We start from the raw sequence: 14,045 nt of genomic DNA, 5'->3' as shown, positions 1-14,045 counted from the left end.
TGATCGGGATGAGAGGGACTCTCCGCGAGGCCGGTTGTCAGCGTCGATGCGGCAGCGGTCCCTCACCCCGCAAAAACGGGGCGAGGAGATGGGCTACGACCTGTAATCCCCGTTGATCGCGACATACTCCTTGGTGAGGTCGCAGGTCAGCACGCGATCGCGGCCCTTGCCGAGGCCGAGCGAGACCTTGATCGAGATCTCCGGCGCCTTCATCGCCTCCGACACCTGCGCCTCGTCATAGGACGGATCGCGCGCGCCGCTCTTGGCGACGCGGATGCCGTTGAAGGAGATCGAGAGCTTGTCGCGGTCGGCCGGCTCGCCGGCCTTGCCGACCGCCATCACCACGCGGCCCCAATTGGCGTCTTCGCCGGCGATCGCGGTCTTCACCAGCGGCGAGTTGGCGATCGACATCGCGATCTTGCGCGCCGACGCCTTGGTCTTGGCACCCTCGACGGTGATCTCGACCAGCTTGCGGGCGCCTTCGCCGTCGCGGGCCACCTGCTCGGAAAGATTGGCGAGCACCTGGTTGAACGCCTTGACGAAGGCCTTCAGGCGCGGGTCGCCGGCGCGGCTGATCCTTGGCGCGCCGTGTTCGGCGGCAGCACCGGTGGCAAAGGCAAGCAGCGTATCCGAGGTCGAGGTGTCGCCGTCGATCGTCACTGCGTTGAAGGTGTCCTCGACGCCGCTCTTGAGCAGCGCCTGCAGCGCCGCGGGCGCGATCGGTGCGTCGGTGAAGACGAACGACAGCATCGTCGCCATGTCGGGCGCGATCATGCCGGCGCCCTTCGCCATGCCGTTGATCGTGACCTTGGCCTTGCCGAGCTTCACGGTCGCGGTCGCGACCTTCGGGAAGGTGTCGGTGGTCATGATCGCCTTGGCGGCCGCCAGATAATCGCCGGCCTCGGTGGTTTCCGCGAGACGCCCGAGCACGCCGTCGAACTTGGTCGCATCCAGCGGCTCGCCGATCACGCCGGTCGAGGCCAGGAAGATTTCGCCCTCGGGGCATCCGACGGCCTTGGCCGCGATCTTCGCGGTCAGCGCGGTGGAGCTGCGGCCGGTCTTGCCGGTAAAGGCATTGGCATTGCCGGAATTGACCACCAGCGCCCGCGCCTTGCCGCCCTTCAGCTTGGCGCGGCACCATTCCACCGGCGCGGACGGGCATTTCGATTTGGTGAAGACACCTGCGACCGCGGTACCCTTGTCCATCACCGCGAGCAGAACGTCGGTGCGGTTCTTGTAGCGGATGCCGGCCTCGGCCGTCGCAAGGCGGACGCCCGCGATCACGGGCATGTCGGGAACGTTTTTCGGGGCGAGGGGAGAAACGGAGGAGGACATCGGGGCGCCTTGGTGAGGTCTGGACATGCAGATGGCCGGGACATCCAGTGCGAAGACGTGCTTCGCACTTTTGGCCCGGCCATTGCGACGTTAGATACTATTGGCGTCCGTGAAGTGACAGCGAATTCTTACTTCTTCGCCGGGGGCGCCATCTTGCTGTCGGCCGGCTTCGCATCGGAGGGCTTGGCATCGGAAGGTTTGGCCGCATCAGCCGGCTTGGCGTCCTTTGCCGCATCGGCCGGCTGGTCCAGCCGCTCGACCTTGGCTTCCGCGCGCAGCTTGGCGACGTAGTCGGCCTGGGCCTTGCGGGTGACATACTGCTCGATCTGGGCCTTGACCTGCTCGAAGTCCGGCGCCTTGCGGCTGCGCTTTTCCTCGACCTTGATGACGTGCCAGCCGAACTGCGACTTCACGGGATCGGAGATCTTGCCCGGCTCGAGCGCGAAGGCGACCGCCGAGAATTCCGGGCACCATCTGCTCCTTGGTGAAGAAGCCCAGGTCGCCGCCGTCGGCCGAGCCCGGATCCTTGGATTTCTTCTTGGCGAGCTCGGCGAAATCGGCACCCTTGTCGAGCTCGGCCTTCACCGCCTTGGCCTCGTCCTCGGTCTCGACCAGGATGTGGCGCGCGCGAACTTCCTGCTCGCCGGTGATCTGCTTGGAGGCCTCGTCATAGACCTTCTTCATTGCGTCCGGGGTGATGGCGGCCTTGCCCTCGCCGGCGAGCAGGCTGTCCATCAGCAGGCGGTTGCGGGCGAATGCGAGGCGCTTCTTGAACTCCTCGCCGTCGGCGACCTTCTTGTCCTCGGCGGCCTTGCCGACGATCTTCATGTCGATCAGGAAGGACAGGACGTTCTCGTCCTTGGTCGCCGGGTCCATCTGGGCGAGGCTCGGCCCGAGTTCCTCCTCGGCCATGGCGACGTCGCTCTTCTTGATTTCCGCGCCATTGACCTTCGCCAGTACCGGATCGTCGGCGGCCCGGAGCGGGCCCGCAAACGCCAGGGACAGCGCCAAAGCGAGGCAGCCAGCCAGGGCGGACGCGTGGCGGAAACGCTGGCCGGTTGTTACCGGGAACGAGGTGGTCATGGAAAATCCTTTTGTTGAAGCAGGAGGCTGCTCGAGCGGGGCGGACACTCGCCCAATTCAGGGGGCCTTGGCAACGCGAAAAGTCTGTCAAAATGATGAATTAGCCGCAATGCGCCCGCCGTTGACAAGGCCCTGACCGGGCCATATCTCTGCGCGGTCGCGTCCATGGCGATGGCGTTTATTTTGCTGCGTTTTTGGCCGTTGAACCCAGACTTGCCCAACTCCCACCCATATGGCGGATGGACCCCGCAGTCCGGGCTCCGGCGCCACCAGGCGTCACGGTGAGTTGATGGGCAGGCGGGTGACAACCTCTCGGCTGCAACGCGGTTGAATCGCGAACACAGGAACCAGGTATGATCGGCGCGCTCGCCCGCAAATTTTTCGGCTCCGCCAACGACCGGCGGGTAAAGGGATATCAGTCCCGCGTCAGCGCGATCAACGCGCTGGAGCCCGAGGTCTCGAAACTCTCCGACGAGGCACTCAAGGCCCGCACCGCCGACTTCAGGAAAGAGATCGCTGACGGCAAAACGCTGGACGACCTCCTGGTCCCCGCTTTCGCCACGGTCCGTGAAGCCGCCAAGCGCACGCTCGGCCAGCGCCATTTCGACGTCCAGCTGATCGGCGGCATGGTGCTGCACGAGGGCGACATCGCCGAGATGAAGACCGGCGAAGGCAAGACGCTGGTTGCGACGCTCGCGGTCTATCTCAACGCGCTCGCCGGCAAGGGCGTCCACGTCGTCACCGTCAACGACTACCTCGCCAGCCGTGACTCCGCCTGGATGGGCCAGATCTACGGCTTCCTCGGCATGACCACCGGCGTGATCGTCCACGGCCTGGACGATTCCGAGCGCAAGACGGCTTATGCCTGCGACATCACCTACGGCCCCACCAACAACGAATACGGCTTCGACTATCTGCGCGACAACATGAAGTACCGGCTCGAGGACATGGTCCAGCGGCCGCACTTCTATGCGATCGTCGACGAAGTCGACTCCATCCTGATCGACGAAGCGCGCACGCCGCTGATCATCTCCGGCCCGCTCGACGACCGCTCCGACTTCTACAACACCATCGACGGCTTCCTGCCCAAGCTCGACAAGACCGACTACGAGGTCGACGAGAAGCAGCGCACCGTGACGCTCACCGAAGGCGGCATGGAGAAGATCGAGACGCTGCTGCGCGATGCCGGCCAGCTCAAGGGCGAGTCGCTCTACGACGTCGAGAACGTCTCCGTCGTGCACCACATCAACCAGGCGCTGCGCGCCCACACGCTGTTCACCCGCGACAAGGACTACATCGTCCGCGACGACGAGGTCGTGATCATCGACGAGTTCACCGGCCGCATGATGCAGGGCCGGCGCTATTCCGAAGGCCTGCACCAGGCGCTGGAAGCCAAGGAGCACGTCCAGGTCCAGCCGGAGAACCAGACGCTGGCCTCGATCACCTTCCAGAACTATTTCCGGATGTACGAAAAGCTCGCCGGCATGACCGGTACGGCGCTGACCGAAGCCGACGAATTGTTCGACATCTACAAGCTCGAGGTCGTGGAAATCCCAACCAATCTGTCGGTCGCTCGTCTGGACGAGGACGACGAGGTCTATCGCACCCAGAACGAGAAATACGCCGCGATCCTGGCCGAGATCGAGCGCGCCAATGCGCGATTGCAGCCGGTGCTGGTCGGCACCGCCTCGATCGAAAAATCGGAAGTGATCGCCGAATATCTGAAGAAGCACGGCTACCGGCAGATCGATTTCGGCAACGAAAATTCGATGCAGAAGCTGTACGCCGCCGCCCGCGCCGGCAAGCCGGCCAAGCTGTTCGCGGTGCTGAACGCGCGCTTCCACGAGCAGGAAGCCTATATCGTCGCGGAAGCCGGCGTGCCCGGCGCGATCACGATCGCGACCAACATGGCCGGCCGCGGCACCGACATCAAGCTCGGCGGCTCGCTCGATATGCGGATCCTTCAGGAGACCGGGGGCATCGAGGACGAGGCCGAGAAGGCCAAGAAGATCGAACAGATCAAGGCCGATATCGAGCACTTCCGCGACATCGTGCTGAAGGCCGAGGAAGAGGTCGAGATCGAGCCGGCGAAGGGTTCGAAGCCCGCCAAGACCGTGAAGAAGCCCGGCGGCCTCTACATCATGGGCTCCGAGCGCCACGAATCCCGCCGCATCGACAACCAGCTCCGCGGCCGTTCCGGCCGTCAGGGCGACCCCGGCCGCTCGAAGTTCTTCCTGTCGCTGGAAGACGATCTGATGCGCATTTTCGGCTCGGATCGCCTCGACAGCATGCTGCAGCGTCTCGGCCTGCAAGAGGGCGAGGCCATCATCCATCCCTGGATCAACAAGGCGCTGGAGAAGGCGCAGCAGAAGGTCGAAGCCCGCAACTTCGACATCCGCAAGAATTTGCTCAAGTTCGACAACGTCCAGAACGACCAGCGCAAGGTGATCTTCGACCAGCGCGTCGACCTGATGAAGGACGACAGCGTCGCCGAGACTGTCACTGACATGCGTCACGCCTTCATCGACGACCTCGTTGCCAAGCATGTGCCCGAGCATGCCTATGCCGAGCAGTGGAACGTCGCGGGCTTGAAGGAAGAGCTCAAGCGCGTGCTCGATCTCGACCTGCCGGTCGAAGACTGGGCCAAGGAAGAGGGCATCGCCGACGAGGAGCTGCTCACGCGCATCGAGACCCGCGCCGACGAGCACATGGCCGCCAAGGTCGGGCAATGGGGCCCCGACGTGATGCGTTACGTCGAGAAGACCATTTTGCTCCAGACGCTCGACCATCTCTGGCGCGAGCATTTGATCATGCTCGACCATCTGCGCCAGGTCATCGGCCTGCGCGGCTACGGCCAGCGCGATCCGTTGCAGGAGTACAAGACCGAGGCCTTCAATCTCTTCCAGGAGATGAGCGCGCATCTGCGCGAGGCCGTCACCGCGCAGCTGATGCGGGTCGAGATCGTGCCGCCGGAACAGGAAGCCCCGGTGCTGCCGCAGATGGAAGCGCACAAGTTCGATCCGAACACCGGCGAGGACGAAATGGCGCTCGCCCACGTCTCGCTCGGAGCGCAGGCCACCGATGCGGCGCTGCGTGATCCCAAAAACCCGGCAAGCTGGGGCAAGATCGGCCGCAACGAGGATTGCCCGTGCGGCTCCGGCAAGAAGTACAAGCACTGCCATGGGCGGTACGCTTAGCCGTTAAATTCCGCTGTCGTCGCCCGGCTTGACCGGGCGTCCAGTACGCCGCAGCTTCTCGGTTCAGAAATTACTATCTCTGAAATACTGGATCGCCCGCCCCAGTGCGCAATTGCGCACAAGGCGGGCGGTGACAGCGAGTATGTGGTGCCCGCTGTGCGCGTCGCTTGTCCGGGAGGACGTGCCGAGCGTGTGCTACGCCACCGCTCTAATTCGAGCTGTCGATCAAGCTCTCCAGCAGCCGCTTCAACTCGCTGGTCGATTTGTCGCCGTAGCTCTCCAGGATGTGCTCCTCCTGGTCGACCGCGAGCGAGTTGAGCTTCCTGCTCAGCACCTTGCCGCGATCGGAGATGAACATCAGAACCTTGCGGCGATCGTTCGGGTCCTGCACGCGGTAGACCAGCGTGTCCGAGACCATGCGGTCGATCATCTTGGTCAGCGTCGGATGGTTGAGCAGCACGGCATCCGCAAGCTCGCCCATCGAATGGCCGTTGCCATCCGACAGCACTTTCAGGATGCGCCATTGCTCGACGGGCACGCCTTCCTTGCTCAACCGCAGTTCGAGCTGCCGGTTGATCTCCCGGTTAGCTTGCGCGAGCAGGTAGGCGAGGTGTTCGGTGATCGGGGAGTTTGGTTTTGCCACGGCTAAGACTTTGTCTTGACCCAAATGAGTGAATGTCTTGCAATCGATGCTGCATCTATATGCACTTCAATTCTTGAATATTCAATATTTTCAAAATAGGATATTGCCCAACAAAAGGGCGGATGCCGCGGCCGCCTGCGCAATGTGCTTTCAGGTCTGGTGCCAGACAGGAGTTGGCGTGCACACGACGGTAAACTTCCCGGCTCACGGCGGTCCGGCGTTGCCGCCGTCCATGCTGTTGCGGAATCTGTCGCCCGTCGCGACCGACTTCGACCTGTCTCCGATCGACGCGCATTTCATGAAGCGCCGCGGCGCGCGCAACAAGCTCCGCATCGGCAATTTTCTCACCTTCACCGGCTCGCCCGGAATCTGGGGCCCGACCTCGACCAACAGCGCAATGCTGGCGGTTGCCGAGATCAACAGGCGCGGCGGCATTCTGGGTCGCGAGCTCGAGCTGTCGATCTACGATTCCGGCGGCCCGATTGACGAGGTGGTGCGGCGCGCCGAGCAGGCGATCGCCTTCGACGAGGTCGACCTCATCATGGGCTCGCATATCAGCGCCGTGCGCGTTGCCTTGCGCAAGGTCACCGGCAATCGGATCCCCTATATCTACACGCCGGTCTATGAGGGCGGCGAGCGTACGCCGGGCGTGATGGCGATCGGCGAGACGCCCCGCTGGCAGAGCCGGCCGTCGATCCACTGGCTCGCGGACGTCAAGAAGGCGGCGCGCTGGTATCTGATCGGCAGCGACTATGTCTGGCCCTGGCTGTCGCATCGCGCGGTGAAGCGCTACATCAAGGAAGCTGGCGGCCAGGTCGTTGGCGAGGAGTTCGTCCCCGTCGGCGAAGACCATCACGAGGCGCATCTGGCGCGCATCCGCGCTGCCAAGCCGGACGTGGTGCTGATCTCGCTGATCGGCACCGACAGCATCACCTTCAACCGCGCCTTCGCGGAAGCGGGCCTCGCGACCTCGACGCTGCGGCTCGCGGGCGCGATGGACGAGACCGTGCTGCTCGGCATCGGCGCCGACAACACCGAGAACTTGTTCTGCGCCTCCGGCTATTTCAACTGCATGGCCTCGCGCGCCAATGACGAATTCCTTTGCGCTTATCAGGCCATGTTCGGCCCGCACGCGCCGCCGGTCGGCTCGGTCGGCCAGTCGAACTATGAGGGGCTGCGGTTCCTGGAGTCCGTCGCCAACCGTGCCGGCTCATTGGCCTTGCGTCCGCTGTTGAAGGCGGCACGCAACACGATCTATTCGGCAGGCCGCGGTCCCGTCACGATCCGCGATGGCCGCGCCGAGATGCCGATGTACCTTGCCGAAGCGGACGGCCTCGACTTCAAGCTCATCAAGACGCTCTGACCTCACGTCTTCCCTCCGGTCCGGCACATTCGCGAAATAATACTTGAAAAGGAAAATATTTCCGTCTGTAATATCGAAGTGGTGCCGACTGGCCCGCGCCGTGCACGCGCGCCCATGAGGATCCAACGCCAGGGATCAAGAAGCCTTTGAGGAGAGCGCCGTGACAGTTGTCCTTCCCACGCCAGCCCAACTTCGCAGTGTCGCCGACCAGTGCGGCCTTTCGCTGACCGACGACGATGTCGCCTCGTTCCGCGGCCTGATGCAGGGCTCGATCGAAGCCTACAATCTCGTCGGCGCCATGCCGGACGAGGTGCCGGAGGTCAAATATCCGCGCACGCCGGGCTATCGGCCCTCACCGGAAGAGAACCCGCGCAACGCCTGGTATCGCAAGTCGACCGTGAAGGGCGCTGCCAGCGGCAAGCTCAAGGGCAAGACCGTCGCGTTGAAGGACAACATCATGCTCGCCGGCGTTCCCATGATGAACGGCTCGGCGACACTCGAAGGCTACGTTCCCGATTTCGACGCCACCATCGTCACCCGTATGCTCGATGCCGGCGCCGAGATCGCCGGAAAAGTGCATTGCGAATCCTTCTGCATGTCCGGCGGCAGCCACACCAACGCGGTCGGCGCGGTGCACAATCCGCACAAGATGGGCTATTCGGCCGGCGGCTCGTCCTCGGGCTCAGGCGTCGTCGTCGCGCTCGGCGAGGTCGACATGGCGATCGGTGGCGACCAGGGCGGCTCGATCCGCATGCCGTCCTCGTTCTGCGGCACCTACGGCATGAAGCCGACCTGGGGCCTCGTGCCCTACACCGGCATCATGCCGATCGAGGTTTTCGTCGATCACACCGGCCCGATGACCGCAACCGTCGCCGACAATGCGCTGCTGCTCGAAGTGCTCGCCGGCGACGACGGCTACGATCCGCGCATCAAGGCGCCCAAGGTCGAGGACTACACCAAGGCGCTCGGCCAGGGCGTGAAAGGCATGAAGATCGGCATCCTCAAGGAAGGCTTTGAGCAGGCGACCGCGGAAGCCGCCGTCAACGAAAGCGTTCGCGAAGCCGCAAAACGCTTTAGGGACCTCGGCGCTACGGTCGAGACCGTCTCGATCCCGATGCATCTCGTCGGCCCCGCGATCTGGACGCCGATCGGGACCGAGGGCATGACCCAGACCATGATGTATGGCGACGGCTACGGCCTGAGCCGGTCCGACCTCTATTCGACTACGCTGATGGATTTCCATCGTGGCTGGCGGCGGCAGGCGGATTCACTGTCCGAGACCACAAAACTGTTCCTGCTGCTCGGCACCCACATCAACAACACTTTTGGTCCCCGCTATTACGGCAAGGCGCTCAACATCTCCCGACGCCTGACCGCGGCCTACGACAAGGCCTTCAAGGACTACGATTTGCTGCTGCTGCCGACCACACCGATGAAGGCGACCAAGCTGCCGGAGCCCACGGCCAGCCGCGAAGACTACGTCGCGCGCGCGCTGGAGATGATCTCCAATACCGCGCCGTTCGACATCACCCACCATCCCGCGATGTCGCTGCCCTGCGGCATGGTCGACGGCCTGCCCGTCGGCCTGATGCTGGTCGGCCGCATGTTCGAGGAAACCACCATCTACCGCGCCGCCCACGCCTTCGAGCAAATCGGCGACTGGAAGAAGATGTGAGCGAGACAGTTGATGCAGGCGGACGGAACAGCAGAGCGTTTTCGAGCGAAGTGGATGTCGGTTCGCGTCAGGAAAACGCGTCAAAACAACAATCCAGAGCCCCGTTCCGATTCCATCGGAACGGGAGAGGCTCCGGCGCATGGCTAACGCGTTCGTCGCGGGGTTCGAGATCCTGAGCTTTGGTGCGATCATCGTCCTGATCGTGCTGGGGCTCGGGATCATCGCCAGCATGATGGGCATCTTCAACTTCGCGCAGGGCGAGTTCGTCCTGCTCGGGGCCTACATCACCTATCTCGCCTACGCCAAGGGCCTGCCGATCTGGGCCGGCATGGTCGCGGCGCCCTTCGTGGTCGGCGCGCTCGGCTTCGTGCTGGAGGCGCTGATCATTCGCCGGTTCTACGCCGCGCCGATCGTGGCCATGCTCGGCACCTATGCGCTCGGCCTGATCATCCGTGAGACCGTGCGCGGACTGATCGGCGGCTTCTATCTCACCGTGCCGGAGCCGATCGGCGGCTCGATCGACATCGGCGCCATGCACATCTCGGCCTGGCGTTTCACCATCATCGTCATCACCCTGCTGGTGATGGCGGGCTGCTATCTCCTGCTGTCGCGCACGAACTTCGGCTTGCGCATGCGCGCCACGCTGGAAAACCCGTCGCTGGCGCGCGCCTCAGGCATTTCAACGCCGCTGATGTATGGCGCCACCTTCGCGTTCGGCTCCGCGCTTGCCGGCCTTGCCGGTGCACTGATCGTCCCCGTGTTCAGTCTCTACGCCGATCTCGGCCTGCGCTTCCTGATCCAGGGATTTGTCGCCGTCATGGTCGGCGGCGTCGGCTCCTTCATCGGGCCGGTCGCGGGCGCCGGCGTCATCGGTACGCTCAGCGCCGCGTTGCCCTGGGTGATGGCGCCCGTCGTCGCCGACGTCCTCGTCTTCGTGCTCGCCATTGTTTTCATCAAATTCCGGCCACAGGGCCTCATCGCTGGAAGAGGGGTTTAAATATGTTTGCAGAACGCACCAATCTCACCCGACGTCGTTTCCTCTCCAATTTCGCCTTCGCAACCGGCGCAGTCGCGACCGGTGTCGGCAGCTGGGTGATTCCGGCGCCCTGGGCCAATGCAGCGGGAGGTCCGATCAAGGTCGGCATCGCGACGGACCTCACCGGCCCGATTGCGTACGCCGGCACGGCGGACGCCAACGTCGCCAAGATGCTGGTCAAGCAGATGAACGATGCCGGCGGCCTGCTCGGCCGTCCGCTCGAGCTCTACATCGAGGACACCGCGTCGAACGAATCGGTCGCGGTGGGCAACGTCCGAAAGCTGATCCAGCGCGACAAGGTCGACATGGTGCTCGGCGGCATCACCTCGTCGATGCGCAACGCGATCAAGGACCCGATCGTCGCGCGCGGCAAGACGCTCTACATCTATCCGCAGCTCTATGAAGGCAAGGAGTGCACGCCCTATCTGTTCTGCACCGGGCCGACGCCCGCGCAGCAGTGCGACGAATTCATTCCCTGGCTGATCAAGAACGGCGGCAAGAAATTCGCGCTGCCGAGCGCCAACTATGTCTGGCCGCACACGCTCAACGTCTACGCCCGCAAGGTGATCGAGGCCAACGGCGGCGAGGTCGTGTTCGAGGAATACTACCCGCTTGACCAGGTCGATTTCTCCTCGACCGTCAACCGCATCATCTCCAACAAGGTCGACGTCGTCTTCAACACCGTCATTCCGCCTGGTGTCGGCCCGTTCTTCAAGCAGCTCTATGAAGCGGGCTTCCTCAAGAACGGTGGGCGTCTCGCCTGCGTCTACTATGACGAGAACACGCTCAACATCAACCAGGCCGCCGAGATCGAGGGGCTCGCAAGCTGTCTCGATTATTTCAAGGTGCTGACCAAGGATAACCCGTTCGACGCAAAGATCCAGGCGGCCTATGAGAAGGATTTTCCGGGTAACTTCCTGTTCGCGGCCGGCAGTGCCGCGACCGGCACCTATCGCGGCCTCAAGCTGTGGGAAAGCGGCCGTCAAGGAGGCCGGCAAGGTCGATCGCGACTCGGTGGCCGCAGCCCTCGACCACGCCAAGATCGCTGAAGGGCCGGGCGGACCGGCCGAGATGGTGCCGGGCAAGCGGCACTGCAAGATGAAGATGTACACCGCGGTCGCCAAGGCTGGAAACTACGAGATCGTCGGACGCAGCGACGGGCTCGTCGATCCCAAGGAATGCTAAGGTCGAATGCCGAAATCGATGGGCGCAGTAAAACAGGCGATCCCCGCCGAGATCGGCGGGGAGGCGGGCGTCGCAATGGGTAGCAGCGGGACGGCAGGGCAGGCCGCTTCGGGACGAAAGGTCCTGCCGATCGTGGAGGGCGTCGTGCTCGTCGCGGCGCTGCTCGCACCGCTGGTGCTGCAGGACTACCTCACGGTGTTCGCTACGCGCGTGATTATCCTCGCGCTGTTCGCGCTGTCGTTCGATCTGGTGTGGGGCTATGCCGGCATCATGAGTTTCGGCCAAGCCCTGTTCTTCGGCTCAGCCGGGTACGGTGTGGCGCTGCTCGCGCGCGACCTCGATATCACCAACATCTTCCTGGTGCTGCCCGCGGGAACGCTGATCGGCCTGACCTTCGCGCTGCTGCTCGGGGGCTTCCTGCTGCTGGGACGGCATCCCTCCAGCGTGATCTTCGTCTCGCTGGGCACACTCACCGGCTCCTACGCCGCCGATCGGCTCGCGCGCGGCTGGTACTATCTCGGCGGGCAGAACGGCATCCCCTCGATTTCGTCGATGACGCTCGGCAGTTACGAATTCTCGGAAGGGCCGTCCTTCTATTATCTCGTGCTCGGCATCCTCATTGTGGTCTATCTCCTCTGCCGCTTCCTGGTGCGCTCGCAGTTTGGCCTTGCGCTGGCGGGCCTGCGCGAAAACGAGCAGCGGATCGCCTTCTTCGGCTACAAGGCGCAGCATCTGAAGGCGATCATCTTCGCGATCGGCGGCGCCGTCGCGGGCCTCGCCGGCAGCCTCTATGCCTTCCACGAAGGGTTTGTCTGGCCCAACATGGTCGGCGTCGTGGTCTCGACGCAAGTCGTGCTCTACGTGCTGTTCGGCGGCTCCGGCACGCTGATTGGGGCCGTCATCGGCGCCGTCATCGTCGAGGGCGTCAGTTTCTGGCTGTCGGACAATTACCGCGAGGTCTGGCCGATCATCCTTGGCGTGCTGCTGTTGCTCGTGATTCTGTTCCGGCCGCTCGGCCTGATCAGCTTTGTGCTCGGTGAGCGCGAGCGGGTCGGCAGTTTTGGCGCCAGGCCCAAGGAGACCGAAAAGGAGAAGCGCAATGCCGCTCCTTGAAGCCGCCGGCGTCAAAAAAATCTTTGGCAAGCTCACTGCGCTCGATGGCGCCGCGCTCACCGTCGGCGAGAACGAGTTTCACGGCCTGATCGGTCCGAACGGCTCCGGCAAGAGCACGCTGATGAAATGCATTGCAGGGGCCGAGGTACCGACGCAGGGCAAGGTCTCCTTCGTCAAAACACCGACATCACTGCGTTCACGCCGACCGAGCGTGCCCGCGCCGGCATGAGCCTGAAATTCCAGATCACCAGCGTGCTGCCGTCGTTGACGCTCTACGACAACATCTTGCTCGCGCTCCAGGCGCAGTCCTCGCTGTTCGACCTCGTTTTCTCGCGCACCCGGGTCGCGTTGCACGACCAGGTCATGACCATGCTGACGCAATTTCGCCTTGCCGACCGCGCTTTCGATTCAGCGGCGGCGCTGTCGCACGGCCAGCAGCAATGGTTGGAGATCGCGATGGCGCTTGCCGGCAAGCCGAAACTCCTGCTGCTCGACGAGCCGACCGGCGGCATGAGCCTGGAGGAGCGCCGCGTCACCGGCGAATTGTTGCAGCCGATCAAAAAGCATTGCTCGCTCGTCATCGTCGAGCACGACCTCGATTTCATCCGCGATATCTGCGACCGTCTCACCGTGCTCGACCAGGGCAAGGTGCTGGCGTCAGGCACGGTGTCGGAGATCCAGGCCAACAAATCCGTCCAGGAGATCTATCTGCGCCGTGCCTGAATTTTTGGACATCAAGCATCTCGATGCCGGCTATGGCCGCAGCCAGGTCCTGTTCGACGTCAACCTGGGCATTCCCTGGCGCGGCGGCGTCGCCGTGCTCGGCCGCAACGGTGCCGGCAAGACCACGTTGATGAAGACCATCGTCGGCGAGCTGCCGGCGTGGAAGGGCGAACTCGCCTTCGACGGCCGCGACATCAGCCGCCGCGCCACCCAGGAGCGCGTGCGCGCCGGCATCGGCTACGTGCCGCAGGAGCACTCGGTGTTCGCGCGCCTGTCGGTGCGCGACAATCTCGCGGTCGGCTCGCTTGCGAGCAGGAAGGCCGACGCGGTCGACCACGTGCTGACCATCTTCCCGAAGCTCGGCCAGCGCCTCGACCAGCCCGCCGGCACCCTCTCCGGCGGCGAGCGCAAGATGCTCGCGATCGGCCGCGCCATGCTGGGCGATCCAAAACTGCTGCTGCTGGACGAGCCGACCGAAGGCGTCTGGATCGGCGTGATCGAGGAGATCACCGAACGCCTGATCGAGCTCGCGAAAAACATCGCCGTCATCATCGTCGAGCAGCACCTCGATCTCGCGCTGCGCGTCGCCGATTACGCCTACGTGCTCGACCGCGGCCGCGTCGCGCTGCAAGGCGAGGCAGGCGAGGTGAGGGGTAATCCGGAGCTGCTGCGGTATCTGGCGCCGTAGATAA

The 14,045-nt window shown here is 63.8% G+C and carries 8 protein-coding genes and 3 pseudogenes; 8 read left to right on the top strand and 3 right to left on the bottom strand.

What is annotated here, in order from left to right; all coding sequences use genetic code 11:
- Positions 1–93: 93 nt before the first annotated feature.
- Positions 94–1,335 (bottom strand): bifunctional glutamate N-acetyltransferase/amino-acid acetyltransferase ArgJ, encoded by a 1,242-nt coding sequence (gene argJ, locus ACVWYI_RS00850; protein ID WP_456660950.1) that lies wholly within the window; start codon positions 1,333–1,335, stop codon positions 94–96.
- Positions 1,336–1,463: 128 nt separating this feature from the next.
- Positions 1,464–2,418, bottom strand: a pseudogene (locus ACVWYI_RS00845) (peptidylprolyl isomerase).
- Between the two features lie 353 nt (positions 2,419–2,771).
- On the opposite strand from ACVWYI_RS00845, the gene secA reads away from it, so the two are divergent.
- Complete coding sequence (secA, locus tag ACVWYI_RS00840) at positions 2,772–5,615, top strand: preprotein translocase subunit SecA (protein WP_456660949.1); 2,844 nt, start codon at positions 2,772–2,774, stop codon at positions 5,613–5,615.
- A gap of 208 nt (positions 5,616–5,823) precedes the next feature.
- Here the strand turns inward: secA and ACVWYI_RS00835 are convergent, their stop codons facing one another.
- Positions 5,824–6,258: a MarR family winged helix-turn-helix transcriptional regulator gene (locus ACVWYI_RS00835; RefSeq protein ID WP_247340138.1), complete on the bottom strand. Its 435-nt coding sequence runs from the start codon at positions 6,256–6,258 to the stop codon at positions 5,824–5,826.
- Positions 6,259–6,436: 178 nt separating this feature from the next.
- Between ACVWYI_RS00835 and ACVWYI_RS00830 the strand changes: the two genes are divergently transcribed.
- From ACVWYI_RS00830 to ACVWYI_RS00800, 7 genes and pseudogenes are all read left to right on the top strand, one after another.
- Complete coding sequence (locus ACVWYI_RS00830) at positions 6,437–7,621, top strand: substrate-binding domain-containing protein (protein WP_456660948.1); 1,185 nt, start codon at positions 6,437–6,439, stop codon at positions 7,619–7,621.
- Positions 7,622–7,781: 160 nt separating this feature from the next.
- The gene (locus ACVWYI_RS00825; protein WP_456660947.1) at positions 7,782–9,296 is read left to right on the top strand and encodes an amidase; all 1,515 of its coding nucleotides are present in this window, start codon (positions 7,782–7,784) and stop codon (positions 9,294–9,296) included.
- A gap of 139 nt (positions 9,297–9,435) precedes the next feature.
- Complete coding sequence (locus ACVWYI_RS00820; RefSeq protein ID WP_456660946.1) at positions 9,436–10,293, top strand: branched-chain amino acid ABC transporter permease; 858 nt, start codon at positions 9,436–9,438, stop codon at positions 10,291–10,293.
- A 2-nt stretch (positions 10,294–10,295) separates the two neighbouring features.
- Positions 10,296–11,517: pseudogene (locus ACVWYI_RS00815) on the top strand (substrate-binding protein).
- A 6-nt stretch (positions 11,518–11,523) separates the two neighbouring features.
- Positions 11,524–12,630 (top strand): branched-chain amino acid ABC transporter permease, encoded by a 1,107-nt coding sequence (locus ACVWYI_RS00810; protein ID WP_456660945.1) that lies wholly within the window; start codon positions 11,524–11,526, stop codon positions 12,628–12,630.
- Positions 12,617–13,353, top strand: a pseudogene (locus ACVWYI_RS00805) (ABC transporter ATP-binding protein). The gene ACVWYI_RS00810 and the pseudogene ACVWYI_RS00805 overlap by 14 nt, the downstream one beginning before the upstream one ends.
- Positions 13,346–14,041, top strand: a complete 696-nt coding sequence (locus ACVWYI_RS00800; RefSeq protein WP_456660944.1) for a branched-chain amino acid ABC transporter ATP-binding protein — start codon at positions 13,346–13,348, stop codon at positions 14,039–14,041. Before ACVWYI_RS00805 ends, ACVWYI_RS00800 begins: the two are co-directional and overlap by 8 nt.
- Positions 14,042–14,045 lie beyond the last annotated feature (4 nt).

The organism is Bradyrhizobium sp. LB13.1, from assembly GCF_054056815.1.
The sequence above is the reverse complement of the archived record's forward strand: the minus strand, read 5'-3'. Positions and strand labels throughout refer to the sequence as shown.

Coding starts and splice junctions, on each gene's coding strand:
- secA (WP_456660949.1), top strand. CDS start 2,772: ATGATCGGCGCGCTCGCCCGCAAATTTTTCGGCTCCGCCAACGACCGG.
- argJ (WP_456660950.1), bottom strand. CDS start 1,335: ATGTCCTCCTCCGTTTCTCCCCTCGCCCCGAAAAACGTTCCCGACATG.
- ACVWYI_RS00820 (WP_456660946.1), top strand. CDS start 9,436: ATGGCTAACGCGTTCGTCGCGGGGTTCGAGATCCTGAGCTTTGGTGCG.
- ACVWYI_RS00810 (WP_456660945.1), top strand. CDS start 11,524: ATGCCGAAATCGATGGGCGCAGTAAAACAGGCGATCCCCGCCGAGATC.